The sequence below is a fragment of the Lutimaribacter saemankumensis genome (assembly GCF_900100005.1).
GTDB classification, from domain to species: Bacteria; Pseudomonadota; Alphaproteobacteria; order Rhodobacterales; family Rhodobacteraceae; genus Lutimaribacter; species Lutimaribacter saemankumensis.
The window spans coordinates 80,977-106,037 of sequence record NZ_FNEB01000007.1; the positions used below are offsets into that span (position 1 = coordinate 80,977).

The window sequence follows — 25,061 nt, forward strand, 5'->3', positions numbered from 1 at the left end:
CACAGTTTGCCATGAATGGGGGAGGTCGGGTCAAACCCAATCCAATGCTGTGGTTAACGGCTTTGGCCGATCTCGTCGGCGATCTGGCGCGCCCATTCGCCCACGATCGGCAGGAATTCGAATTGCGACAACCACCAGGCCAGCAACGAAACCAGCATCGTGGCGCCCACGACCGACCCCAGGCCAAACGCAAGGCCGCGGAAAAACTGGAACATCAGCATCTTCAGCGGCTTGTCGTGCAGGCGCACGAAGCTGTGCGAATTCATCAGCGCCACCTCTTTCGACAGGCGGTCGATCGAATCTTTCAGGTCGGAATGCCCGTCAGCCATCCAGTGTCCTTTCTTCGCGGCCCGGCAGCCAGGGTTCGGGCTGCTGGGTATAGGCGATGTAAAGCGGGTGTTTCGGGTGTCCCGCCTGCGTCAGACCCAGGTGATGCACGGCGCGCCCCGTGCCGCGCAAAAGGGCCTCGACCTGTGCGCCGCGATCCCTGTGCGCCCCATGCGCCCCCCAAGCGGCGATGATCTGGTCGGCCCAGGGGCAGCTATCCGCAATCGCGGCGTCGTTTGCAGGGCCAACGGGATCGGCCGCGGCGCGCATCTTTTTCGGGTCGGTGTCGCGCCAGGCAAAGATGTTGGTCACGCGAAAGGCCCCGAATCCCAGCGCGCGGGCCCGGCGCTCGCAGCGTTCGACGGTCGGGTCGTTCTGCACCTCGGTCGCGGTAGACGGGTTCAGCATGATAAACAGCGCGCGCCGCCCGGCGGGCTCCCATACCCGCGTCAGAAGATAGCGGTAGCGTTCGCAATCCGAATAGACGGCCGTCGAATGGGCGTCGCCCTTTTGGAATTCACGCGTGATCATGCAGGATTTGTGCCGTTCTGCTGGTCACGTTGCAAGGGGTCACAACCGGAACACGCGGCTCGGGTGCAGCTCACCCGCCTTGAATCGGCCGACTGCGACGGCTTGCCCCTCGTACGAGGCCCAGCATTCCTCGCCATAGTCCACGTCGCTGGCGATCACCATGCCGGGGTTGCCGTTGCGCAGCCGTGCGGCGCCCTGATCGGTGCAGATCACCTGGGGCAGGTCCGCCAGACCGACCTCGAGCGGCAGCAGCAGTTCGTCCAGTTCCGGCTGGCGCGCCAGTTCTTCGACCTGCGCCAGGGTCACGGCCTCTTCGACGTCGAAAGGGCCCGACCAGATACGGCGCAATTGCGTGACGTGGCCATGGCATCCCAGAACCTCGCCAAGGTCGCGGGCAATGGCGCGCACATAGCCACCTTTGCCGCAGGTCATTTCCAGCGTGACGTGGTCCGGGTCGGGGCGGTCCACCAGAACGAGTTCCTCGACCCACAGCGGGCGGGCGGCAATTTCGACCTCTTCGCCCTCTCGGGCCAGCTTGTAGGCGCGTTGCCCGTCGATCTTGACCGCCGAGAACTTTGGAGGAACCTGCATGATCTCGCCGAGGAACCCGCCAAGGGCCTGCTTGATTTCGTCATCGCTGGGGCGGATATCGCTTTCGGCGATCACTTCGCCTTCGGCATCGTCGGTATTTGTGGCCTGGCCCAGGCGGACGGTGAATTCATACGCCTTCATGGCATCTGTGACGAAGGGTACGGTCTTGGTCGCCTCGCCCAGGGCCACGGCCAGAACGCCGGTAGCCTCGGGGTCGAGCGTTCCGGCATGGCCCGCCTTGTTGGCGTCGAATGCCCAGCGGACCTTGTTGACGACGGCGGTCGAGGTCAGGCCAGCGGGCTTGTCCACAACCAGCCAGCCGGAAATATCGCGGCCCTTTTTCCTGCGTCCCATGCAACCTTGCCCCTGATGTGTCAGAAAGCGGCGGGGTAGCCCAAGCCGCAGGCGCTGTCAAACCTGCTCAGTCTTCCTTGAGCATGGGCGCCCGCCCGATCGATTCATAGGCTTCGAAACCCGCGCGCTTTGCGTCTTTCGGGGCGTAGACGTTGCGCAAATCCGCCATGCGCGGGGCGGCCATCCGTTTCGCCAGTTTCTTGAGGTCGAGCGCACGGAATTCGTTCCATTCCGTCAGCAGAACCAGCAGGTCCGCGTTCTTGGCCGCCTTGTAGGCATCGTCCATCCAGTGCGCGCCTGGCAGAAGCGCCTCGCCCTCGTGCCGGCCTTGCGGGTCGACCACGCGCACCTTCGCGCCGCCGCCGACCAGCGCGGGCACGATGGTCAGGCTGGGCGCATCACGCATGTCATCTGTGTTCGGCTTGAACGTGACGCCGAGGACAGCGATCGTCTTGCCGTTGAAAGAACCGCCGCAAAGGTCGAGCAGTTTGTCGATCATGCGGCGCTTGATCTCTTCGTTGACCTTGATGACGGTCTCGGTGATCTGCATTGGAACGGCGTGGTCCTGCCCGATACGCGCCAGCGCCTTGGTGTCTTTCGGAAAGCACGACCCGCCATAACCCGGCCCGGCATGCAGGAACTTGTTGCCGATCCGGCCATCCAGGCCGATGCCGCGCGCCACCTCTTTCACGTCGCCGCCGACGCGTTCGCACAGCGCGGCGATTTCGTTGATGAAGGTGATCTTGGTCGCAAGAAAGGCATTGGCCGCGTATTTGATCATTTCGGCCGACTCCAGGTCGGTCGTCACGATAGGAAAATCGCGCAGGTAAAGCGGGCGGTAGATTTCCGCCATGACCTCGGCTGCGCGGTCGTTCTGAACGCCCACGACCACGCGGTCGGGTTTCATGAAGTCCTCGATCGCGGCACCCTCGCGCAGGAATTCCGGGTTCGACGCAACATCGAAATCCAGATCCGGGTTGGCCTTTCGGATCGTCTGCTTGACCTGGCGGTTCGTGCCGACAGGGACCGTGGATTTGGTTACCACCACGACATAATCCCGGGCGACCTTCGCGATCTCTTCGGCAGCGGCCATCACATAGGTCAGGTCCGCATGCCCGTCACCGCGCCGCGTGGGCGTGCCAACCGCGATGAACACCGCATCCGCCCCCTGAACCGCCTTTTCCAGATCCATGGTGAAGGACAGCCTGCCCGCTTCGACGTTCTTGAGCATCAACTGGTCGAGGCCTGGTTCGTAAATCGGGACTTCGCCGCGCTCCAGGCGCCCGATCTTGCCGGGATCCTTGTCAACGCAAACGACTTCGTGACCAAAGTCGGAAAAACATACCCCCGAGACAAGCCCGACATACCCTGTCCCGATCATTGCGATTTTCATACGCCCGTCCCCACCACTCTGGACTTGTTCCGGCGGCGTTGTCGCCAGTATGGGCCCATGTGTCAATCGCACCTGCAAGCCCGTTCTCGAATATCAGCCTATTCGTGCCGAAAATGCCGCCGGGTGTCAGGCCCGGATGGCAACTTGCGCCGCGGCTGCCGGTTTCTCGACCCAGCGGGCCAGCGCCTTTCGCGCCGCGGCGGCGTCGTGGGCATCGATCGCATCCTGCAGGGTCCGCAGGGCATTGGCGACCTGGATTTCCGAAAGCACGTTTTCCTGAACGCGCAGGATCTTTGGATGCGGCGTTGGCAGCATGTCCGCCGAGATAAGCAACTCTTCGTGGAGTTTCTCGCCGGGGCGCAGCCCGGTTATTCGGATCTCAATGTCGCCATCGGGGCGATCCGCGTCGCGCACCGATAGCCCGGCCCCTTCGATCATCTGCCGGGCGAGCGTACGGATGGGAACGGGTGTTCCCATGTCGAGCACGAAAAGATCGCCGCCCCGCGCATATGACCCCGCAAGAAGGACAAGCCGCGCGGCTTCGCATTTTGTCATGAAGTAGCGGCTGACCTGTTCATGCGTCAGCGTGATCGGCCCGCCCTTTGCGATCTGTTCGCGAAAGAGGGGAATGACCGACCCCGAAGAACCCAGCACATTGCCAAAGCGGACCATGGCAAACCGGGTATGTGCCGCGCGCGTCGACAGATCCTGGACGACCATCTCAGCCAGACGCTTGGATGCGCCCATAACGTTGCACGGCCGCACCGCCTTGTCCGAAGAAACCAGAATGAAACGCCCGACGCCTGCGCGAAGGGCCGCGTTCGCCATCACCCTTGTGCCAAAGACGTTGTTCGACAGCCCGGCGATCTCGTTCTCTTCGACAAGGGGCACATGCTTGTAGGCGGCCGCGTGCAGGATCACCTGGGCATCGTGTGTCCGCAGGACATGCGCAACCAGCCTTTCGTCCGTGACCGATCCGAGAACCGGCACGATGTCGACATTCCGGGGGTCTGCCTGCAGTTCCCGGTGGATGGTGTAAAGCGCCAGTTCACAATGATCCAAAAGGATCAGCCGTCGCGGCGCGCAGGTCAAAAGCTGCCGGCAAAGCTCTCCTCCGATAGACCCGCCCGCCCCGGTAACGAGGATCGTCTGCCCCGCGTAGCTTTCCGAGGTATGAGGCAATTCCGCCCCCAGATGCGCGCGCCCAAGCAACGCTTCGACCGGCTGTGCGACCTCAAGAAGGTTTGCGCCGCCGCCGCTTATCAAGTCGGTGAAAGAGGGCAGGGAATGCACTTCGATTCCTGTTGGGCGGAGCCGCGCGGCAATCCGCAATTGCGCGCTTGCCGAGGTCGAGGGCATGGCCAGGACGACCCTGTCGATCCGTTGCCTTGAAAGAAGGAACATCATCTCGTCCGGTGTCAGAACTTTCAGCCCCGCGACGACAAGCCCCTGAAGGGCCGGGTTGTCATCCACGAAGGTCACGATGTCGATGGGGTCGTCCGTATGCAGGGCCGCCGCCAATTGCTGCCCCGTCCGTCCGGCGCCGTAGACGATCACGCGCAAACGGTCCTGACCCTTGCGGTAGATGGCGATCAGGACGTGCCGCAAGATCATGCGCCAGGACACGGCGAGGATCAGGTACGCCATGACAAAGGCCACAAAGACGCGCGGCGCGACCGGATCGCCCGAAACCCGACTGACCAGCACTCCGCCAAGGCCCGTTGCGGTGGCGAAGACGGCCGTCCGAAAGATGCCCCTGCTTTCATATGCGTTCAGCTTGATACGGGGCAGTCCGGTGGCCATGCTGGCGCATGCCGCGATCCCGGACAACATGACCGACAGCCAAGCGAGGTCTTCGAAAGAGCCGGGCGAGCCGCCCAGACCGATGGCCAGAACCAAGGCCAAGGGAACCATCGTGACGTCGAGCAGCAGGAAAACCAGTTGTTTCTGAACCCGCGATAGCGAGGTCACGACCTTGTACAGAACCATCCCACGCCCCCGCCTGACGATTGATCACCAATCGGGATGGCGGAGAAGCCCCAGACAGGTCACCGGCACGCCCGGAAACCGGAGTGGACCGAAAGTAGTTAACAGATCGTAAACGCCGGGAGAAAACCTTGCTGTCCGCAGGGTTTCAGACTGGTGAGAGCCCGCCAAGATGCTTTTCGCCGCGTTTCCGCGCCAGCTCGATTTGGTGCTGGCGTTCGCGGAACCTGGCCTTGTCCTCTGCCGTTGTCTCGTCGACGCAAAGGTGGCAGCTAACCCCGTGTTCGTATTCCGGGCGATTGCGGTCTTCCGGCAATATCGGGCGGCGGCAGGCGTGGCACAAAAGGTGCGGCCCCTCTTTCAGGCCATGTTCGACGGAAACACGCCCGTCAAAGACAAAACATGCGCCCTGCCAGGTGCTGTCATCGGCGGGCACCTCTTCGAGGTATTTCAGGATGCCGCCCTTCAGGTGATAAACTTCGGGCACGCCTTGCCCCAGTAGGTAGTTCGTCGATTTCTCGCAGCGGATACCCCCGGTGCAGAACATCGCGATACGCTTGTTGTGGAACCGGTCCTTGTTTTCTTCCCACCATGCGGGGAAATCGCGGAAACTGTCGGTTTGCGGATCGACCGCGCCTTCGAACGTGCCGATGGCGACCTCGTAATCGTTGCGGGTGTCTATCACCACGACATCATCGCTGCGGATCAGGTCGTTCCAATCCTTCGGGTCAACGTAATGGCCGACACTGGCACGCGGATCGACATCCGGTTGGCCCATCGTCACGATCTCGCGCTTGAGCTTGACCTTGGTGCGCGCAAAGGGCTGTTCGCTGGCCGTGCTTTCCTTCCATTCGAGATCGCTGCAACCGGGCAAGGCGCGCACATGTGCCAGCACCGCGTCGATACCTGCACGGTCGCCGGCGATGGTGCCGTTGATCCCCTCGCGCGCCAGCAGCAGCGTACCGGTCACACCCTTGGCCTGCATCAGCGCCAAGAGCGGCCCGCGCAGGGCGACGGGGTCATCGAAACGGGTAAAGTGATAGAGCGCGGCTATGATATACATGAGCGGCGATTTACGCCCATAGACACTTGCCCGCAAGCGTCAGGATTGACGCGGGCAGGGCACGGACTTACCCCTGTCCCGCGCCATATGGAGAAAGCCGATGACCCAGACCGCACTGATCGTGATCGACGTGCAGAACGATTTCTGCCCCGGCGGGGCGTTGGCCGTGGCAGGCGGCGACCAGATCGTTCCCGGCATCAATGCGGCGATGGACGCAGTCGGCGCTGTGATCCTGACCCAGGACTGGCACCCTGCGGATCACAGCTCTTTCGCGTCGCAGCATCCCGGCAAGGCGCCGATGGAGATGACGCAGATGCCCTATGGACCACAGGTATTGTGGCCCGATCACTGCGTTCAGGGGACGCGCGGCGCCGAGTTTCATCCCGCGTTGCAGGCCAACCGGGCCGACATGATCATCCGCAAGGGATACAACCGCAACATCGACAGCTATTCCGCCTTCTTCGAGAACGATCACAAGACGCCGACCGGACTCGAAGGATATCTGCGCACGCGTGGCATCAGCCGGTTGGTGATGGTCGGGCTGGCCACCGATTTCTGCGTGAACTTCTCGGCCCTCGATGCCGTCAAGCTTGGCTTTGACGTGACCGTACGGCGGGATCTGTGCCGGGGTATCGACCTCGAAGGGTCGCTGGACGCGGCGCTGGAAGGGATGCGGCAAGCCGGCGTTGCCCTGGCTTGAATACGCGCCACTGCTTGCAACCGCCGGGTTTGATGCTTTAACCAGACCCAACCGAATTGCCCGGAGGCCGCCATGGTCGACATCGCCACCCGCGTCTGGAACCACAAGTGGAAGATCGACCCGATCGTCCGGTCGCTGATCGACACCGATTTCTACAAATTGCTGATGTGCCAGTCGGTCTTTCGCAACAAGCCCGACACGCAAGTCACCTTCAGTCTGATCAACCGGACGAAAAACATTCGCCTGGCCGAGATCATCGACGAAGGCGAGCTGCGCGAGCAGCTGGATCATATCCGTTCGCTCCGGCTGACGCGCGGCGAAAGCACCTGGCTGCGCGGCAATACGTTCTACGGCAAGCGCCAGATGTTCCGCCCCGATTTCATGGAGTGGTTCGAGAACCTGCAATTGCCGCCCTATCACCTGGAAAAGCACGACGGGCAGTACGAGCTGACATTCGAAGGATCCTGGCCCGAAGTGATGCTGTGGGAAATTCCCGCCCTGGCCGTTCTGATGGAGCTGCGCGGCCGTGCCGTGCTGCATGACATGAAACGGTTCGAACTGCAGGTTCTATATGCCCGCGGCATGACCAAGCTGTGGGAAAAGGTCGAGGCGCTGCGCCAGATCGACGGCCTGCGCCTGGCCGATTTCGGCACGCGCCGCCGCCACTCCTTCCTGTGGCAGGATTGGTGTGTGCGCGCCCTGCACGAAGGCTTGGGCGAAAAGTTCGTGGGCACCTCGAACTGCCTGATTGCCAAGAACCGCGACCTTGAGGCGATCGGCACGAACGCGCATGAACTGCCCATGGTTTATGCCGCGCTGGCCGACAGCGACGAAGAACTGGCCCAGGCGCCCTATCAGGTGCTGGCCGACTGGCACGAAGAGCATTCCGGCAACCTGCGGATCATCCTCCCCGATACTTATGGCACCGAAGGGTTCCTGGATCGCGCACCCGACTGGCTTGCCGGCTGGACCGGCATGCGCATCGACAGCGGCGATCCTGCCAAGGGCGCCGAGACCGCCATCAAATGGTGGAAGGATCGCGGCGAGGATCCGACGAAAAAGCTGGTGATCTTCTCCGACGGGCTGGACGTGGACAAGATCGCCGAGCTGCAGGCGCATTTCGCCGGCCGCGTTCGGGTGTCCTTTGGCTGGGGAACCCTGCTGACCAACGATTTCCGCGGCCTGACCGAAGGCGACGCGCTGGCGCCGTTCTCGCTGGTGTGCAAGGCGGTGTCGGCCAATGGCCGGCCCACGGTGAAACTGTCGGACAACCCCGAAAAGGCGATGGGCCCCGAGGACCAGATCGCGCGCTACAAGCGCGTGTTCGGCGTGGGCAAGCAGGAACGGATGGAGGTGGTGGTTTGATTTCCGACTGGCGGAAATAAATCCCACCCTCTTGCAATCGGGTCAAAGCGTGGTGAATCTCCCCCCGAACAGGAGGAGGTTCACGCATCCATGATCCGCATCACGCCGCCCACGCCCGACAATCCGCCCCGTGAAACCGTCAACGACATGATCCGCGCCAGCGCGGCGCGCAATCCGGGGCGCGAGGCGGTGGTATGCGGCGATACGCGCCGCACCTGGGCCGAGTTCGACGAACGGGTGAACAGTGTCGCCAACGCGTTGATCGGCATGGGTGTGCAAAAGGGTGATCGCGTCGCGATGCTGGCGCCCAATTCGGTCGAATATGCCGAAGTGTTCATCGGCACCCTGCGTGCCGGTGCCATCATCACGCCCTTGTCCACGCTTGCCGCGTCCGAGGCGCTGGAAAAGATGCTGATCGATTGCGGGGCCAAGGTATTTTTCCTGGCCGATCAGTACCGCGATCTTGCCGCGCCTTTCCTGCAAGCCATCCCCGCGCGAACCGTGGCGATGGATTTCGACGCGGATCTGCCCCGCTATGAAGACATGCTTGCGCAGGCCGACGCCGGCGATCCGGCCATTCCGGTCACGTTGGACGATCCGTGCAACCTGATCTATTCCTCGGGAACGACGGGTACACCCAAGGGCATCCTGCACAATCACTGGATGCGCGCGGCCCAGATGTCGCGGGTCGAACCCAACGGCTATACCGATGACGATGCGCGCACGCTGATATCGACGCCGCTTTACTCGAACACGACGATCGTGTGCTTTCTGCCGGCAATGGTCGGCGGCGGCACGGTGCACCTGATGCCCAAGTTCGACGCGCGGGGGTACCTTGAGATCGTGCAGGCCGAACGCATCACACACACGATGCTGGTCCCGGTGCAGTACAAGCGCATCATGGATGTGCCGGATTTCGACAGCTTCGACCTGACGTCGATGCGGCGCAAGTTTTCCACCTCGGCCCCGTTGCGCGCGGATGTGAAGGCCGATGTCCTGGCCCGCTTTCCCGGCAAGCTGATCGAATACTACGGCCTGACCGAGGGCGGCGGTGTCACCGTTCTGGTGGCAGATGAGCAACCGGACAAGCTGCATACTGTCGGCTCGCCAGCCGAGTTTTCCGAAATCCGCATCATCGGTGACGACGGCAAGCCCCTGCCGCAGGGCGAGGTGGGTGAAATCGTCGGCCGCTCGCCCACGATGATGTCGGGCTATTTCGGGCGCGATGACCTGACCGCCGATTACATCTGGACCGATGCGGACGGCACGCAGTTCTTCCGCTCGGGTGACATGGGCAGTTTCGACAAGGACGGCTTTCTTGTCCTGTCGGACCGCAAGAAGGACATGATCATTTCCGGCGGGCTGAACATCTATGCCAACGATCTCGAACTCGTGCTGCTGTCCGACCCGGACGTGACGGACGCGGCCGTGATCGGTGTTCCGTCGGATGAATGGGGCGAAACCCCGCTGGGCCTTGTCGTGCTGCGCGCGGGGGCGACACGCGGCGCGGATGACATCTGCAAGGCGGCGAACACGCGCCTGGGCAAAAGCCACCGACTGTCAGCCGTGGAAATCCGCGACGAGCTGCCCCGCAGCCCGATTGGCAAGATCCTGAAACGCGAACTCCGCATCCCTTATTGGGAGGCCACCGGGCGCAAGATCTGACGCCGCCCGGTTATCCCAGGCGATGCGCTATCTGGCGTAGGGCCAGCAGGTAGCCGTTCGTGCCGCAGCCCGCGATCACCCCGTCGGCACGGCCGGACACGTAGGAATGATGCCGGAACTCTTCGCGCTTGTGGATGTTCGAGATATGCACTTCGATCACGGTGCCATCATACATGTTCAACGCATCGAGGATCGCCACCGACGTATGCGTGTAGGCGGCAGGATTGATCACGATCCCATCGGTGTGGCCACGCGCCTGCTGAATCCAGGTGACCAGTTCGCCTTCATCGTTGCTTTGCCGGAAATCGATGCTCAATGACAGCTCGCGGGCAAGGCCGACACAGGCGTTCTCGACATCCCTGAGCGTCTGTGCCCCGTAGATGTCGGGCTCCCGCGTGCCCAACAGGTTCAGGTTCGGTCCGTTGAGGATCAGGATATTCCGGCTCATGCTGCACATGCCCCATAGCTGTTTCGCCCGCTGACGGGGCTTTGGCGCAGTATCGGGATTTGTGCATGTCCTGTCGAGGGGTCAGGCGCGGCCAACCATGTCGACCATTTCCGCGCGCGTCTGGGCCCAGATCGGGGCAAGATCCGCCAGCCCCTCGCGGAACGGGGCCTCTTCGCCCGATTTCCCCAACGCCTCGAGCTGACCCAAACGGGAATGCAGGCTGGCAGCGCCCAGAACGGCGGCCGAACCGGCGATCTTGTGAAGGCGCGGCACAAGGTCGTCCACCGGCCGGGTTTCGCTGTCCCCGATTTCTTCGAGTGTCGCGTCGGTTTCGCGAATGAACCGGTCAAGCAGCTGGCCGGTCGCATCAGCGCCCAGATCCTGCATGAGTTCGCGCAGGCGCTGGTCATCGACGGCACCGATCTTCGCGGCCGGCCCCTGCGGTTCGGCATCGACCATGGCAAGCGGCGATTCCGGCGGTTCGGTCCCGCAGTAGCTGGCCAGCTTTGCCAACAGGTCGTTGCGTTCGATCGGTTTGCCGACGGTATCGTTCATTCCAGCCGCACCAAAGGCGCGGATTTCGTCGGGCAGGGCATGCGCCGTCACGGCCAGGATCGGCGTCTCGTGCGACGGTCCATCGCCATCCCTGATCATCCGGGTGGCCTGAACCCCGTCCATAATCGGCATCGAGATATCCATCAGGATGATGTCGAACCGCCGCATCTCGGCAATCCTGACACCTTCTTCGCCGTTCATCGCCTCGGTGACGTTGTGACCCTCGGCCAGCAGCATGTCGCGCAGGACGACACGGTTGATCTGGTTGTCTTCGACGATAAGTACGTCAAGCGCGCGGTTTATATGCGTGTAGCTGGCGGTCGTTTCGTCGGCATCGTGCAATTCGGCCCGTTCCAGCGGCAGACGTATCCAGAAGATGCTGCCTTCGCCTTCGATGCTGTCCACGCCGATCTGCCCACCCATCGCCTCGGTCAGGCGGCGTGAAATGCCCAGCCCCAGGCCCGTGCCCTCGGCGCGCCGGCCATAGGTGCTGTCCAGGGTTTCGAAATCCCCGAAAATCCTGTCCAGCTCGGCTTCGGGAATGCCGATCCCGGTATCGACCACGCGGAATTCCAGCGCCTCGCCATCGCCGATTTCCAGCACCTCGCATTCCAGCGAAACCGATCCGTTTCGCGTGAACTTGATCGCGTTGCTGATCAGGTTCAGCAGAACCTGGCGCAGGCGCACCGGGTCACCGTTCATCGCGGGAACCGGGTCGGACAACCATTCATAGCCAAGCTGGTTGCTGTTCGCCTCGGCCACGCTGCGTTGCCCTTCGATCAGTTCATGAAGCAGGGAATCGGGATTGAACGCGGTATTCGCGATCAGGATCTTGCCCGCCTCGAACTTGGAAATCTCCAGAACGTCATTGACGTGATGCATCAGCAACTGACCGGATGCGGACATGTTGTTCACATACGTTTTTTGCTGCGCATCGAGCCGCGTGTCGCGCAGCAGGCTGAGCGTGCCCAGCAACCCGTTCAGAGGTGTGCGCATTTCATGGCTCATCACTGCCAGGAACTCGGCTTTCGCGCGCTCGCCGGCAAGTGCCTTGTCGCGGGCCTCGACCAGCGACGCTTCGGTTTCGCGGCGCTCGGTGATGTCCCGCACGAATGCCACGAAAACCGGCCCATCCCGGTCTGCGACGCGGTCAACCGAAAGCTCGACCGGGAAAAGCGCCCCCGACTTGCGGCGCGCTTCCATTTCCAGCCGTCCCGCCCCCACGATGCCCGATGCGCCGGTGCCGGCATAGGCCTCAAGCTCCCGATAGAACGCGGCCTTGCGGTACTCGGGCACCACCAGTTCGGCGATCTCTGCGCCAAGCGCCTCTTCGGCATCATAGCCGAACATGTTTTCGGCGGCCCCGTTGAACGCGGAAATGCGGCCCTTGCTGTCGAACACGAGAACCGCGTCGAGCGACGTTTCAAAGATGCGCTGCAAGCGGGTTGCGGTATCGCGCTGCTGTGCTGCCTGCGCCTGCGCACGGCGCGAAAGCCGCATCAGGACCATCGCAAAGATCGACAGGATCAGAACCAGGCTGACGGCCGTTGCCGCCATCCGGTAAAGCGTGCCGGCCATGGCCTGCCGTTCGAACTCGGCCCGCTGGGCGAACACTATTCTTGCCGCTGTCGACAGTTCGGACATGATGGGAAGAAGGGTCCGGGCACGATCAGCCAGGGCTGGCAGACCGGCCACCAGTTCAGCATCGGTCTGCGCCGCGCTGTTGGCGAGATCGTCGGCAAAAGCCGAAAGCTCTGCCATCGCGGGCGCGAACCTGGGATCGTCCTGCAAGGTTTCCGCCGCCAACTGATCCTCGAGCATGGCGATACCATCGCGGAACTCGGTTACCCGGCTGCGCAGGATATCGACGGATTGCGCGGGCGCCGCCTGATCCGCCTCTGACAGAATGGCCAGGTCGAGCTCGGCGCGCGAGGCCGTCCATAAGGCGGTGGTTTCCCCGACCTGTGCGTTCAGCATTTCCAGTCGACGGTCCACATCCAGCGAAAGGCCGATCGCCGCGATGATCGCAAAGGCCAGGCCAACCCCCACCGCAAGGTGCTTTGTGCGCTGCTTGTTGTCCGTGGGTTCCGACTCGATCTGCTTTCTGAACATCGTATTGCCTGTATAGCCTCTGGGTGTTGTCTGCGGCTTGTGTCCGCTTATGCCCGTCCGCCGATGCAGCCTGCCGGAGGGAACGGCAGGGTGCGCTGGCGGTCGTTTTACGTCCGGGCGACACGCGTCATTCGGGCTGTTTTCACCTTAACCGGGATACCGAAGGCCAGAATAAACGCGACCGGGGCAATCCGCCGAGTCTGTCATCGGGCTAGTCACATATCCCAACGGATAGGCGGGGCTGATCCATCGGATATGTGCGCTGAAAATTACAAACAATCGCCACAACTTTGCCATGACCGTTAGCCAATATGGATAGTGGAGAGATCGGCCCGGAATGGGCCGTATGGCAGGAAAAGAAACAAATAGCAGACAGCGGCGGGGTCATAGGCCGGTACCACGCCAGAGGACAACTAGGATGAAAATTCTCATCGCGGACGACCACGACCTGTTGCGTGACACGCTGGTCATGTTCCTTGAGTCGCAGGGCGATATCGAAACCATTTGTGCCCGCGATCTTTCCGAGGCGCAGGACATCCTGAAAAAGGATGACCGTTTCGACCTCGTTCTGCTCGATTTCAACATGCCCGGCATGAACGGCCTCGCCGGCATGGAGTTGGTCATGAAAGCGTACCCCCATGTCAGCGTCGCGCTGATGTCGGGCGTCGCAACGAAATCCATTGCGGAAAAGGCGCTCGCGGCAGGGGCCGCCGGCTTCTTGCCCAAGACGCTTTCGGCCAAGTCGCTGATCAACGCGGTCAAGTTCATGGCGATGGGCGAACAATACGCGCCGCTCGATTTCATGACCGCAGATGAAGAAACCCCGCAGAACGAAATGGCGGAAAAGCTGTCACGCCGCGAGCTTCAGGTTCTGGAAGGGCTGACACAAGGCAAGTCGAACAAGGAAATCGCCCGCGATCTCGACGTGCAGGAACCAACGGTCAAGCTGCACATGAAAACCCTTTACCGCAAGATCGGCGCATCGAACCGGACGCAGGCCGCGCTGCTTGCGCGCGATGCCGGGCTTTTCTGATACGTCACCCTTCCCCGGAAAACGCTTTTTGCGCCGCGCATTGCGCGGCGCATTTTCATTCGGCGGCGTTGCGCTTGGGCAATACCCAATCGAGGCGCGGGAAATGGCAGGTATACCCGTTCGGAAACCGTTCCAGATAATCCTGGTGCTCGGGCTCGGCCTCCCAGAAATCGCCAACCGGCTCCACTTCGGTAACGACCTTGCCCGGCCATAGACCGCTGGCTTCAACGTCGCGGATCGTTTCCAAGGCAACCTGTTTCTGATCCTCGTCCACGAAGTATATGGCCGAGCGATAGCTCATCCCGACGTCGTTGCCCTGGCGATTGATGGTTGTCGGGTCATGAATCTGAAAGAAATACTCCAGAATGCGGCGGTAGCTGATGCGCGACGGGTCAAAGATGATTTCGATCCCTTCGGCATGCGTGCCGTGATTGCGGTAGGTCGCGTTCGGCACGTCCCCGCCGGTGTAACCGACGCGGGTTCGCAACACTCCGGGCATCTTGCGGATCAAATCCTGCATGCCCCAGAAGCAGCCGCCCGCCAGTACTGCGCGTTCTTCAGCCATCAGATATCCTCCACTTGTTCGATGTATGCGCCATAGCCCTCGGCTTCCATGTCGTCGCGATGGATGAACCGCAGGCTGGCCGAGTTGATGCAATACCGCAAACCGCCACGGTCGCGCGGTCCATCGGGGAACACATGGCCCAGGTGGCTGTCCCCATGCTTTGAACGCACTTCGACGCGCACCATGCCGTGGCTGGTGTCGGTCAGTTCGACGACATTTTCAGGTTCGATCGGTTTGACGAAACTCGGCCATCCGCAGCCGGACTCATACTTTGCGGCCGATGCGAAAAGCGGTTCGCCCGAAACGATATCGACATAGATGCCGGGCTCTTTGTTGCCAAGGTACTTGCCGGTCCCTGGCCGTTCGGTTCCGTTTTCCTGAGTCACCCAGAATTCCTCGGGCGATAAAGCGGCGATGGCATCAGGTGATCTGTGGTACTTGGTCATTCCGGCCCTCCGATCCTGTTCGCAATACAGTAAATGGTGTGAATAGGCGGAATTCAAACCCGTTTCGCACCTGAATGACGAAGGTTTTACCGTCCGCCCCGATGGATGAATTCCGGCGGCCGGACCTTGATCGCCCACTCCATTTGCGCGTCCGTTTCGATCGCGCAGGGGCGCACATGGCGCAGCCGGTCCAGCGCGCGGGCAGGGGCCTCGCCCGCTTCGATCATCAGCCGCAGGGCGATCATGCCGGATCGTCCGCAGCCGCCCATGCAATGCACCAGAACCCGCCCGCCCCCGCGCAGCGCCGCAAGCGCAATCTGGCTGGTGTCGTCCCATTTGCGCGCCGTGGCCGCGTCGGGCACGCCGAAATCGGGAATGGGCAGATGCACCCAGCGGCTCCCCCTGTCCTGCATGTCCTGGCCCAGGGTTTCGGCGCCTTCGGCCACCAGTTCCGGCTGGGTGGCCAGCGATACCACCAGCGAAGGGCGCCACTCGTGCAGGTGCTCGATATCCTCGGCATAGCTGCCGCCGCGCCCCGGCAACGGGCAAATGGCCAGAATCCCGCCTGCGACGGGCAGGGCATGGATCACCATCTGGCTCACGTCAGAGCCTTTCTGCACCGAAGGTGTCGCACTGCCTGAGATCGCCGTTTTCATATCCCCGCGCGAACCAGCGCGCGCGCTGCGCGCTGGTGCCGTGTGTAAAGGTATGCGGCTGCGGCACGCGGCCCGCACGTTTCTGCAGCAGGTCGTCACCGATCATCCGCGCGGCGTTCAGGGCCTCTTCGATGTCGCCCGGCTCCAACAATCCGTCGACCGCGCGCGCCCAGACGCCCGAGAGGCAATCGGCCTGCAACTCCAGCCGGACGGTCAGCGCGTTGGCTTGCGTCTGGCCAACGGCTTGCCGCCGCTCGTTCACCTGCCCCAGAATGCCCAGTTCGTTCTGGACGTGGTGGGCGATCTCATGGGCGATGACATAGGCCGCAGCGAAATCGCCGCGCGCACCCAGGCGTTGTGACAGTGTGGCAAAGAACTCGGTATCCAGATACGCCTTGCGGTCGGCGGGGCAGTAAAACGGCCCGGTCGCGCCGCTGGCATTGCCGCAGGGCGATTGCGTGATCCCGGAATACAGCACCAGGATGGGCGGCGTGTAATCGCGCCCCAACTGGGCGGGAAACACCTGCCCCCAGACCTCTTCGGTGGTGGCCAGAACGCGCGAGGAAAACTCGGCCGCGCGCTGTTCCTCGGCGGTCAGCTCGCGCGGGGCTGATTGGGTGACCGGTGCCTGCCCTTGCAACAGCGGGGTGACGTCGATCCCGGCGAAATAGCCCAGGGCAAGAATGACCAGCAGGCCGATACCGCCTATGCCGCCGGCCCGCGTGGCACCGCCGGAACGGCGGCGGTCCTCGATGTTGCGGCTGCCGCGTACACCTTTCAAACGCATCGTATCCCCCCATACTGGCAACGCGGAAAAGGGTGCCGCGCCCTGCGTCGAAAAGCAAGCTTGATGGATGCGCCCGGCCCTGTCATCGAAAAGGCTGACGTCCGCAATTGCTCCGAGGTTTGAAATGCGCCTGATCCTTGCCCTGACCCTGACGATGATAACGGCGGCGGGTCTGCGCGCCGAACCGGTACTGTCGGTGACCGAGATCGCGCCCGACGCCTATGCCATCGTCGGCCCATTCGGGCAGCGCAGCCCGGAAAACCTGGGTAACAATGCCACGTTCGGCCTTGTCGTCACGGACGAAGGCGCCGTCCTGATAGATGCCGGTGGCAGCGCCCGCGGGGCGGCGGACCTGGAATCCGCGGTCCGATCGGTCACCGATCAGCCCGTGCGCTATGTCATCAACACGGGCGGGCAGGACCACCGCTGGATCGGCAACGCCTATTGGAAGGCCAAGGGTGCCACAATCATTGCGTCGCAGGCTGCCGTGGACGATCAGAAGGCCCGCGCCTCTATGCAGCAGACAATGCTGTCGACGCTTCTGGGGGATGCTTTTGCGGGCACCGAACCGGCATATGCCGACATAACGTTCGACAGCGATTACACCCTTACCCTTGGTGGCACGACGCTGGAAATCCGGCATGCCGGGCCGGCCCATACACCGGGCGACAGCTTTGTCTGGCACAGCGCGGCGGGCACGGTCTTTGCCGGGGATATCGTTTATGTCGGGCGTGTGCTGGGAGTTATGGAGTTTTCGTCGTCGGCACATTGGCTCGATGCCTTCGATGCGATGGCCGCTCTGGAACCGGCCCATGTCGTTCCGGGCCATGGGCCTGCGACCGACCTTGCCACGGCCACCCGAGACACGCGCGATTACCTGTCCAACCTGCGCGACAGGATCGCCGCGTATATTGATGCAGGCGGCGACATCATCGGATCGGTCGAGGTCGATCAATCCGCCTTCGTATATCTGTCCGAGTTCGACCAACTTGCCCGGCGCAACGCGCAGGAGGTGTTCAGCCAGATGGAATGGGAATAGGCGCTAACAGTGGACCTTGCCCCGCGCGACGCTTAGTTTGGCAAAAGCCCCGAATCCGCGAACCAGAAGGCAGGCATGAGCGACACAGCCCAAAAACCCTATCAGGTGCTGGCCCGGAAATACCGGCCCGAAACCTTTGCCGATCTCGTTGGCCAGGATGCGATGGTGCGCACGCTGAAGAACGCGTTCGAAGCCGACCGGATCGCGCAGGCCTTTATCATGACCGGCATTCGCGGCACCGGTAAGACCACGACGGCGCGGATCATCGCCAAGGGCATGAACTGCATCGGCCCAGATGGCAACGGTGGCCCTACCACCGACCCGTGCGGGCAGTGCGAACACTGCGTGGCCATCATGGAAGGCCGCCATGTCGACGTCATGGAAATGGACGCTGCCAGCCGCACAGGCGTAGGCGACATTCGCGAAATCATCGACAGCGTGCATTACCGGGCCGCATCGGCGCGCTACAAGATCTACATCATCGACGAGGTTCACATGCTGTCGACCAGCGCATTCAACGCGCTGCTCAAGACGCTGGAAGAGCCGCCCGCACATGTGAAATTCATCTTCGCGACGACCGAGATCCGCAAGGTGCCCGTGACCGTGCTGTCGCGTTGCCAGCGTTTCGACCTGCGCCGAATCGAACCCGAAGTCATGATGGGCCTGCTGCGCAAGATCGCAACCAGCGAAGGCGCCGAGATCGCCGAGGACGCGCTTGCGCTTATCACGCGCGCCGCCGAAGGCTCGGCACGGGATGCGACCTCGCTGCTGGATCAGGCGATATCCCATGGTGCCGGGGAAACCACGGCGGAACAGGTCCGGGCGATGCTTGGTCTCGCGGATCGCGGACGGGTCATGGATTTGTTCGACATGATCATGAAAGGCGATGCCGCCGGCGCCATCTCCGAACTCGGTGCGCAATATGCCGATGGTGCCGACCCGCTGGCCGTGCTGCGTGACCTTGCGGAAATCACCCACTGGATATCCGTCGTCAAGATCACGCCGGAAGCAGCCGAAGACCCCACAGTCAGCCCCGATGAACGCGCCCGCGGACAGCAGATGGCGGAATCTCTGCCAATGCGTGTTCTCAGCCGGACGTGGCAGATGCTGCTGAAGGCGCTGGAAGAGGTGGCCGCAGCCCCCAATTCGATGATGGCCGCTGAAATGGCCGTGATCAGGCTGACCCATGTCGCCGAACTGCCCAGCCCGGAAGAGCTTGTTCGCAAGCTCAAGGACACACCGCCGCCGCCGGCGCCGGGGCCTGGCGGTCCGGCACCATCCGCGGGCTCCGGCAGTGCGACGACCGATGCGCGCGGGGCACCCGCACCGACGCATAACGGCGGGTCAGGGCCGCATGCCCGCGGCGGTGCGCCGGTCGTGGCGGTCGTGCAAGATGTCGAACAGGCGCTCGCCCGCTATCCGACCTTCGACCATGTGGTCGAACTGATCCGCGCCAATCGCGACGTCAAGCTTCTGGTCGAAGTGGAAACGGGCGTAAGGCTTGCCAATTTCCGCCCCGGACGGATCGAATTCGTGCCGGCCGAGGCAGCGCCGCAGGATCTGGCGCAGCGCCTTGGCAGCGCTCTCCAGCGCTGGACGGGCAACCGCTGGGCGGTGACGCTGGTCAACGAAGGCGGCGGCGAAACCATCGCCGAAAAACGCGATGCGGCCGAACTGGAACTGAAGAAAAAGGCCGAGGCGCATCCGCTGGTGCAGGCCGTTCTCGAAAAATTTCCGACGGCCCGCATCACCGCCATACGCACACCGGAAGAACAGGCGGCAGAGGCCCAGGCGGATGCCCTGGCCGAAGTCGAAGACGAGTGGGATCCCTTCGAGGAAGACTGAGCCTTCCCCGGCCGCGCGGTTTTGACTGTGAACCGCGCGGTTTCTTTGCCTTGCCTTACTTGTCGATCCGCCCCGTCACTGCGATATTCAGACAAAACGTGGCGCACATCCTGCGCTGCTCCAGACAGGAGAAATGAGATGCTGAAAGGTTTGGGCGGTCTCGGCGACATGGCCGGGATGATGAAGAAAGCACAGCAGATGCAGACCCGCATGGCCGAGCTGCAGGAAGAAATGGCCAACATGATGGTCGAAGGCGAGGCTGGCGCCGGTCTGGTCAAGGCCACCTGCAGCGCCAAGGGTGAGCTGAAGGGCCTGGATATCGATCCGTCGATCTTCAACGGCGACGACAAGGAAGTCGTCGAAGACCTGATCCTGGCCGCGATCAAGGATGCGCAGGCCAAGGCCGCGGAGCGCGCACAGGCCGAAATGTCCAAGTTGACCGAGGATCTTGGTCTGCCCAAGGACATGAAACTTCCGTTCTGATCCAGGTTCTGGAAAATCCCGGCAGGCGCGAGGGTCCGGCCCTCGCTTTTGGTCCGGGTCAGGGGCGCGACGCCATGAACTCAACCCGCGATATCGAGGCGCTGATCGACGCCATGGCCAAGCTGCCGGGGCTTGGCCCGCGTTCGGCCCGGCGGGCTGTTCTGCACCTGATCCGCAAGCGCGCACTGTTGATGCAGCCATTGGCCGACCTGATGGGCCAGGTGGCGACAACGGCGCGTGAATGCCTGAATTGCGGAAATGTCGGGACCACCGATATCTGTGACATCTGCGCCAGCGAAAAACGTGCCAACGGCCAGATCTGCGTGGTCGAAGACGTGGCGGATTTGTGGGCGATGGAGCGCGGCCACGCCTTCAAGGGGCGTTATCACGTTCTGGGCGGCACGCTGTCCGCGCTCGACCAGGTCGGGCCGGAACAACTGCGCATTCCCCGCCTGATCGACCGGGTGGAAACCGAGCAGGTGACCGAGGTGATCCTGGCGCTGAACGCCACCGTCGACGGTCAGACGACGGCGCATTACATCGCCGATCAACTTGAAGGGCGTGTGACATTGACCTCGCTGGCGCAGGGCGTGCCGATCGGCGGTGAGCTGGACTATCTCGACGATGGGACGATTGCCGCGGCGCTTAATGCCCGCAAGTCGATCTGACCGCCGGTTCAGGCCAGAAGCATCCACATAGCCACACCTGCCAACAGCGCGGCAAACCCCAGGTTCAGCCGCTGCGCTGCTGTCGGCTTGCGGAACTGACGGGCCAGCATGTCGCCTGCCAGCGTCCAGAACGTAAAGGCCAGCAGGTTGTTGAGGGTAAAGACGCTCGTGATCCACAGCGCATCCGCAACTGCGGGGCGGGTCAGGAACTGACTGAACATCAGCGCGATGATGACATAGGCCTTGGGGTTAAAGACCAGCAGGACGACACCACCCCAGAAGCCAAGGACACGCGCGACGGGCCCTTGCGTCACATGCCCCGCCATCGCCATGCGCAACGCCAGCCACAGAACATAAGACGCGCCTACGATCCGCATGGCGCCTGTCAGTGCCGGAACGGCGGCTATCGCGCCGCCAAGGCCCAACCCGATGGCCGCGGTCACGCCCCAAGTGGCAAGGTGATAGCCGGCGGTGGCCGGAAGCGTCGCGCGAAGCCCGAACCGGGCACCATTGGCCGCAAAGATCATGTTGCCCGGTCCAGGACTGTAGGCGAGAGGAAACAGGAAAAGGATCAGCGCCAGGGTCATCGAGATGTTCCTTTTTCACCGATTCTGCACCGCCGGCGGAAAGAGCACGACCCGAACCATGCGCATTAGTGAAAAAGCTGCTAGGCTCTCCCTGCGCGACAGAAAGAAAGGGACGGTCATGCCCGTATCCCCCCGGTTTGCCGGTATGCTTTACCTTTTGATCATCCTGTGCGGTGTGGCCTCGGAGGCGGTGTTTCGTGCCCCTTTTCGGGCTGACCCGGCGCTGGTGGCCCTCGATGCCCAGGGGTTGCGTATTTCGATGCTGACCGACCTGGTGATGGCTTTGGCCGATGTCGGGCTGGCGGTGTTGCTTTTCGCACTGCTGCGGCCCTTTGGAAAATGGCTGGCGGTCGGGGCAACCGCATTCCGCCTTGTTCAGGCGGCCTGTATCGCGGGCGGGTTGGGATGGATCATGGCGGCGATCCTCGATCCCGAAGGGGCAGCGGGCTGGCTGTCCTTGCACAGCGTTGCCTACGATGTGTCGCTTGCGTTTTTTGCGGTGAATTGCGTCCTGACCGGCGCGCTGCTGATCCGTGCTGGCCTGCGTTTGCTGGGTTGGGGCATCGTGGCATCGGGGCTGGTCTATGCCACCGGAACGGTTCTGCGACTGATTGCGCCTGTTGCGGCAGACGGGTTTGCGTTCGCGTATGCGCTGCCGCTGATTGCCGAGAGCGCGTTTTGCCTGTGGCTGCTGTTCGGTGCGCGCGGCCTGCTGGCGCAGCGCTGATGAAAAAGGCCCGGATCTTGCGATCCGGGCCTTGAACGGAGACTTGGTGCGCGGCGCGTTCAGCGATCGTCGTCTTCGTCGTCGTCGCTGTCACCGGGAAGGTTGAAAAAGCTGTCCGCGTCAGGAATGTCGTCTTCCTTGTCGTCGTCATCCTTGAGGCTGAAGGTTTCCAGTCCTTCGATGGCGGTCGGCATGCGCGGCGATTCGTCCATCTCGAGCGATTGCTCGGTCGACAGAAGCTTGCGGCGTGCATCGTCGTCCATGGTTTCGCCTTCCTTGGCGCGCTTTTCGGCGGCCTTTTGCACGGCGGCGTCAAGCTCGGACTGTTTGCAAAGGCCAAGCGCGACCGGATCGATCGGCTGCATGTTGGCGATGTTCCAATGCGTGCGTTCGCGGATCGACTGGATCGTCGGTTTCGTCGTGCCGACCAGTTTCGAAATCTGGCCGTCGGTCAGTTCCGGGTGGAATTTGACAAGCCACAGGATCGCGTTGGGCCGGTCCTGACGCTTGGACAGTGGGGTGTAACGCGGACCACGGCGCTTTTCCTCGCCGACTGCGGCGGGGTTGTGCTTGAGCGTCAGCTTATAAAGGGGATCTGCCTCGCCCTTGTCGATCTCGGCCTGTTCAAGCTGGTTGTTGGCGATCGGGTCGAACCCCTTGACGCCCGCAGCCACGTCACCGTCGGCGATGCCCTGAACCTCAAGCTCGTGCATGCCGGTGAAATCGGCGATCTGCTTGAAGGTCAGCGTGGTGTTGTCGACCAGCCAGACGGCTGTGGCTTTGGCCATGATCGGTTTGTTCATGTCAGATCTCCTGAACTCAAATCTTCCCCGCTGCCTGAAATCGGCTGCCCGGTTCGGGCTGGGTTTCCATTGTGGGGGAACTTGGCGCCTATATACTGATGCAAATCGGATAAGGAAAGAGTGAATGCGTATTCTGGCCCTGCTGTGCTTTTGTCTTGGCATTGCCGGACCGCTGGCGGCCGAGAACGATCGACCGGGCGATTTCGATTATTACGTTCTGTCCCTGAGCTGGTCGCCCAGCTGGTGCGCAATCGAGGGCGATGCGCGCCAGTCGCCGCAATGCGATGCGTCGCAGGATTTCGGTTGGGTTCTGCATGGGCTCTGGCCGCAATACCATCGCGGCTGGCCGTCGAATTGCCGGGCGCGCTTTCCCCAGCCCACGCGCGCCATGACCGGTGAGATGGCCGATATCATGGGCACAAGCGGATTGGCCTGGTACCAGTGGAAGAAGCATGGCTCCTGTTCGGGCCTTTCGCCCGAGGATTATTACGCCCTGTCGCGCCGCGCCTTCGAAATGGTGAACCGGCCGGCCGTTTTTCGGCAACTCGACAGACCCGTAAGGCTGCCCGCCCGCGTGGTCGAGCAAGCGTTTCTTGAGGCGAACCCGGGATGGGAGCCCGACATGCTGACAATCACCTGCAAGGATGGCCGTATCCAGGAGGCGCGCCTTTGCCTGTCGCGCGACCTGCGGCCCGTGCCTTGCGGGCGGGACGTGGTGCGCGACTGCCAGATGACCGATGCGCTGTTTGATCCGATTCGCTGATTGAAGTTCCAACTCGATCGCGCCGCCGTTTGATTTCCCGCGGCGTCTGCGTTTTGAACCGTTTTTCGCCGAGGCGGATCAGATCAGGAGATCGTCCAGGGATTTGCCTTTGGACAGCGCCTCTTTGACCCAGTCGGGGCGGCGGCCCTTGCCCGTCCATGTGACCGTCGGATCGTCTGGATGGCGGTATTTGGGAATACCCGATTTCTTCGACTTTTTTCCACCAAGCAGGTCATTCAGGGTGAAACCCATTTCCTGTGCTTTTACTTCAAGTTCGGCCAGTGCCTTTTGGCGCTGCCTTTCCTTGTAGCTTTCGATTGCACGGGACACCTGCTTTTGAAGGGATTTCAATTCGTCCAGTGTCAGAGTGTCGAGATCGATTTTGGCCATCTTTTTTCCAACTAATTGCAATTTACCGTTGCCAATAACCCAGAACCAAAAAGAACGATAGTTAACTAAACGTTAACCATAATAACCTAACAGAATGTGCGCGCAATTTAAATTGGAATTACTTATAGAAAAAAGCCTCCGCGCAGTCTAAGCGCGAAGGCCAATTCCAATAGCTAGAATTTTTATTGAGCGATTAGGCTACTTTAAGAACAATCTTCCCGATATTGCTGCCCTGCTCCATGCGTGCGTGGGCCTCGGATGCCTTTTCAAGCGGGAACTCGCTGTCCATGACCGGGCCGACCTTGCCGGCTTCCAGCAGGGGCCAGACATGTTCGCGCAACGCTTCGGCGATTTCGGCCTTGGCCAGATCGCTTTGCGGGCGGAGCGTGCTGCCGGTGATCGTCAATCGCCGGGTCATGAGTTGGGCAAAATTGACCTCGACCTTGGGCCCCTGAAGAAAGGCGATCTGTACCAGCCGGCCATCATCGGCCAGTGCGCGCAGGTTGCGGGGGATATACAGCCCGCCGACCATGTCGAGGATCAGGTTCGCGCCGCCCTCTTCCTTCATCACCTCGACGAAATCCTCGTCGTTGTAGATGATCGTGCGATGCGCGCCCAATGCCGCACAGGCGGCGGCTTTGTCCTGGTTGCTGACCGTGGCGAACACCCGGGCGCCGAATTCGCGTGCCAGCTGGATGGCTGTGGTGCCGATGCCGCTCGCACCGCCATGCACCAGAAAGCGTTCGCCGGCCTTCAGCGCGCCGCGCATGAACACGTTGGTCCACACGGTGAAATACGTTTCGGGCAGGCAGGCTGCCTCGCGCATGTCCATGCCGGCGGGTACGGGCAGGCAATGCGCCGCAGGGGTCGCCACGTATTCGGCATAGCCGCCACCTGGCAGCAGCGCGCAGACCTTGTCGCCCACCTTCCAGTCGTGGACGCCTTCGCCCAAGGCGGCAATTTCGCCCGAGGCCTCAAGCCCGGGCAAATCGCTTGCGCCGGGGGGCGGTGCGTAGTTGCCGGCACGTTGCAGCGCGTCCGGGCGGTTCACGCCAGCCCAATGCACACGGATGACCACCTGGCCCGGCCCGGGTGTCGGTCGCGGGCGTTCGGCGATTTTCAGAACTTCGGGTCCGCCGGGCTCGGATATTTCTACGGCACGCATCGTTTCGGTCATGT

25 protein-coding genes and 1 pseudogene are annotated in these 25,061 nt (G+C 62.3%); 10 read left to right on the forward strand and 16 right to left on the reverse strand.

What is annotated here, in order from left to right; translation table 11 throughout:
• Positions 1–53: 53 nt before the first annotated feature.
• The 6 genes from BLT50_RS13520 to trhO all read right to left on the reverse strand — a co-directional run bounded on the left by BLT50_RS13520 (position 54) and on the right by trhO (position 6,245).
• Positions 54–329 (reverse strand): DUF5665 domain-containing protein, encoded by a 276-nt coding sequence (locus BLT50_RS13520; protein WP_090029240.1) that lies wholly within the window; start codon positions 327–329, stop codon positions 54–56.
• On the reverse strand, positions 322–858 hold the full coding sequence (locus BLT50_RS13525) for a DUF1643 domain-containing protein (RefSeq protein ID WP_090029241.1): 537 nt from the start codon (positions 856–858) through the stop codon (positions 322–324). The genes BLT50_RS13520 and BLT50_RS13525 overlap by 8 nt, the downstream gene beginning before the upstream one ends.
• Before the next feature lie 39 nt (positions 859–897).
• The gene (gene truB, locus BLT50_RS13530; RefSeq protein ID WP_090029242.1) at positions 898–1,803 is read right to left on the reverse strand and encodes a tRNA pseudouridine(55) synthase TruB; all 906 of its coding nucleotides are present in this window, start codon (positions 1,801–1,803) and stop codon (positions 898–900) included.
• A 67-nt stretch (positions 1,804–1,870) separates the two neighbouring features.
• The gene (locus tag BLT50_RS13535) at positions 1,871–3,196 is read right to left on the reverse strand and encodes a UDP-glucose dehydrogenase family protein (protein ID WP_090029243.1); all 1,326 of its coding nucleotides are present in this window, start codon (positions 3,194–3,196) and stop codon (positions 1,871–1,873) included.
• 126 nt (positions 3,197–3,322) lie between these two features.
• Positions 3,323–5,185, reverse strand: a complete 1,863-nt coding sequence (locus BLT50_RS13540) for a polysaccharide biosynthesis protein (RefSeq protein ID WP_090029244.1) — start codon at positions 5,183–5,185, stop codon at positions 3,323–3,325.
• Between the two features lie 145 nt (positions 5,186–5,330).
• Positions 5,331–6,245 (reverse strand): oxygen-dependent tRNA uridine(34) hydroxylase TrhO, encoded by a 915-nt coding sequence (gene trhO / locus BLT50_RS13545; RefSeq protein ID WP_090029245.1) that lies wholly within the window; start codon positions 6,243–6,245, stop codon positions 5,331–5,333.
• 100 nt (positions 6,246–6,345) lie between these two features.
• Here trhO and pncA point away from each other — a divergent pair, with 100 nt between their 5' ends.
• From pncA to BLT50_RS13560, 3 genes are all read left to right on the forward strand, one after another.
• Positions 6,346–6,945, forward strand: a complete 600-nt coding sequence (gene pncA, locus BLT50_RS13550) for a bifunctional nicotinamidase/pyrazinamidase (protein ID WP_090029246.1) — start codon at positions 6,346–6,348, stop codon at positions 6,943–6,945.
• 72 nt (positions 6,946–7,017) lie between these two features.
• On the forward strand, positions 7,018–8,310 hold the full coding sequence (gene pncB / locus BLT50_RS13555) for a nicotinate phosphoribosyltransferase (protein WP_090029247.1): 1,293 nt from the start codon (positions 7,018–7,020) through the stop codon (positions 8,308–8,310).
• 90 nt (positions 8,311–8,400) lie between these two features.
• On the forward strand, positions 8,401–9,975 hold the full coding sequence (locus BLT50_RS13560; RefSeq protein ID WP_090029248.1) for a class I adenylate-forming enzyme family protein: 1,575 nt from the start codon (positions 8,401–8,403) through the stop codon (positions 9,973–9,975).
• Positions 9,976–9,985: 10 nt separating this feature from the next.
• On the opposite strand, the gene aroQ is transcribed toward BLT50_RS13560, so the two are convergent.
• Together aroQ and BLT50_RS13570 are read right to left on the reverse strand one after the other, a co-directional pair.
• A complete protein-coding gene (gene aroQ / locus BLT50_RS13565; RefSeq protein WP_090029249.1) occupies positions 9,986–10,423 on the reverse strand; it encodes a type II 3-dehydroquinate dehydratase in 438 nt (145 codons plus the stop codon).
• Between the two features lie 81 nt (positions 10,424–10,504).
• A complete protein-coding gene (locus tag BLT50_RS13570) occupies positions 10,505–13,090 on the reverse strand; it encodes a PAS domain-containing hybrid sensor histidine kinase/response regulator (protein WP_090029250.1) in 2,586 nt (861 codons plus the stop codon).
• 418 nt (positions 13,091–13,508) lie between these two features.
• Between BLT50_RS13570 and BLT50_RS13575 the strand changes: the two genes are divergently transcribed.
• Entirely contained in the window at positions 13,509–14,123 is a 615-nt protein-coding gene (locus BLT50_RS13575) for a response regulator transcription factor (RefSeq protein WP_090029251.1), read from the forward strand.
• 55 nt (positions 14,124–14,178) lie between these two features.
• Here BLT50_RS13575 and msrA read toward each other — a convergent pair whose 3' ends face one another.
• The 4 genes from msrA to ypfJ all read right to left on the reverse strand — a co-directional run bounded on the left by msrA (position 14,179) and on the right by ypfJ (position 16,577).
• Positions 14,179–14,688: a peptide-methionine (S)-S-oxide reductase MsrA gene (gene msrA, locus BLT50_RS13580; RefSeq protein ID WP_090029252.1), complete on the reverse strand. Its 510-nt coding sequence runs from the start codon at positions 14,686–14,688 to the stop codon at positions 14,179–14,181.
• Positions 14,688–15,134, reverse strand: coding sequence for a peptide-methionine (R)-S-oxide reductase MsrB (gene msrB / locus BLT50_RS13585; RefSeq protein ID WP_090029253.1), 447 nt, complete (start codon positions 15,132–15,134; stop codon positions 14,688–14,690). Before msrB ends, msrA begins: the two co-directional genes overlap by 1 nt.
• An 86-nt stretch (positions 15,135–15,220) precedes the next feature.
• Positions 15,221–15,727, reverse strand: a complete 507-nt coding sequence (locus BLT50_RS13590) for a protein-tyrosine phosphatase family protein (protein ID WP_090029254.1) — start codon at positions 15,725–15,727, stop codon at positions 15,221–15,223.
• A gap of 10 nt (positions 15,728–15,737) precedes the next feature.
• The gene (gene ypfJ, locus BLT50_RS13595) at positions 15,738–16,577 is read right to left on the reverse strand and encodes a KPN_02809 family neutral zinc metallopeptidase (RefSeq protein ID WP_090029255.1); all 840 of its coding nucleotides are present in this window, start codon (positions 16,575–16,577) and stop codon (positions 15,738–15,740) included.
• 124 nt (positions 16,578–16,701) lie between these two features.
• Here ypfJ and BLT50_RS13600 point away from each other — a divergent pair, with 124 nt between their 5' ends.
• The 4 genes and pseudogenes from BLT50_RS13600 to recR all read left to right on the forward strand — a co-directional run bounded on the left by BLT50_RS13600 (position 16,702) and on the right by recR (position 20,612).
• On the forward strand, positions 16,702–17,616 hold the full coding sequence (locus BLT50_RS13600) for an MBL fold metallo-hydrolase (protein ID WP_175491477.1): 915 nt from the start codon (positions 16,702–16,704) through the stop codon (positions 17,614–17,616).
• Between the two features lie 63 nt (positions 17,617–17,679).
• Positions 17,680–19,461, forward strand: a pseudogene (locus BLT50_RS13605) (DNA polymerase III subunit gamma/tau); the annotation flags it as partial.
• Positions 19,462–19,599: 138 nt separating this feature from the next.
• Positions 19,600–19,944, forward strand: coding sequence for a YbaB/EbfC family nucleoid-associated protein (locus tag BLT50_RS13610; RefSeq protein WP_090029258.1), 345 nt, complete (start codon positions 19,600–19,602; stop codon positions 19,942–19,944).
• Between the two features lie 74 nt (positions 19,945–20,018).
• Positions 20,019–20,612, forward strand: coding sequence for a recombination mediator RecR (gene recR / locus BLT50_RS13615; protein ID WP_090029259.1), 594 nt, complete (start codon positions 20,019–20,021; stop codon positions 20,610–20,612).
• An 8-nt stretch (positions 20,613–20,620) separates the two neighbouring features.
• On the opposite strand, the gene BLT50_RS13620 is transcribed toward recR, so the two are convergent.
• Positions 20,621–21,199: a LysE family translocator gene (locus BLT50_RS13620; RefSeq protein WP_090029260.1), complete on the reverse strand. Its 579-nt coding sequence runs from the start codon at positions 21,197–21,199 to the stop codon at positions 20,621–20,623.
• Between the two features lie 118 nt (positions 21,200–21,317).
• Between BLT50_RS13620 and BLT50_RS13625 the strand changes: the two genes are divergently transcribed.
• Positions 21,318–21,926, forward strand: a complete 609-nt coding sequence (locus BLT50_RS13625; protein WP_090029261.1) for a DUF4386 domain-containing protein — start codon at positions 21,318–21,320, stop codon at positions 21,924–21,926.
• Positions 21,927–21,985: 59 nt separating this feature from the next.
• Here BLT50_RS13625 and BLT50_RS13630 read toward each other — a convergent pair whose 3' ends face one another.
• Positions 21,986–22,729, reverse strand: coding sequence for a DUF1013 domain-containing protein (locus tag BLT50_RS13630; RefSeq protein WP_090029262.1), 744 nt, complete (start codon positions 22,727–22,729; stop codon positions 21,986–21,988).
• A gap of 124 nt (positions 22,730–22,853) precedes the next feature.
• Here BLT50_RS13630 and BLT50_RS13635 point away from each other — a divergent pair, with 124 nt between their 5' ends.
• Positions 22,854–23,492, forward strand: a complete 639-nt coding sequence (locus BLT50_RS13635) for a ribonuclease T2 family protein (protein WP_090029263.1) — start codon at positions 22,854–22,856, stop codon at positions 23,490–23,492.
• A 78-nt stretch (positions 23,493–23,570) separates the two neighbouring features.
• Here the strand turns inward: BLT50_RS13635 and BLT50_RS13640 are convergent, their stop codons facing one another.
• Positions 23,571–23,882, reverse strand: coding sequence for an H-NS histone family protein (locus BLT50_RS13640; RefSeq protein ID WP_090029264.1), 312 nt, complete (start codon positions 23,880–23,882; stop codon positions 23,571–23,573).
• Between the two features lie 193 nt (positions 23,883–24,075).
• Positions 24,076–25,059 (reverse strand): NAD(P)H-quinone oxidoreductase, encoded by a 984-nt coding sequence (locus BLT50_RS13645; RefSeq protein WP_090029265.1) that lies wholly within the window; start codon positions 25,057–25,059, stop codon positions 24,076–24,078.
• Positions 25,060–25,061: the final 2 nt, after the last annotated feature.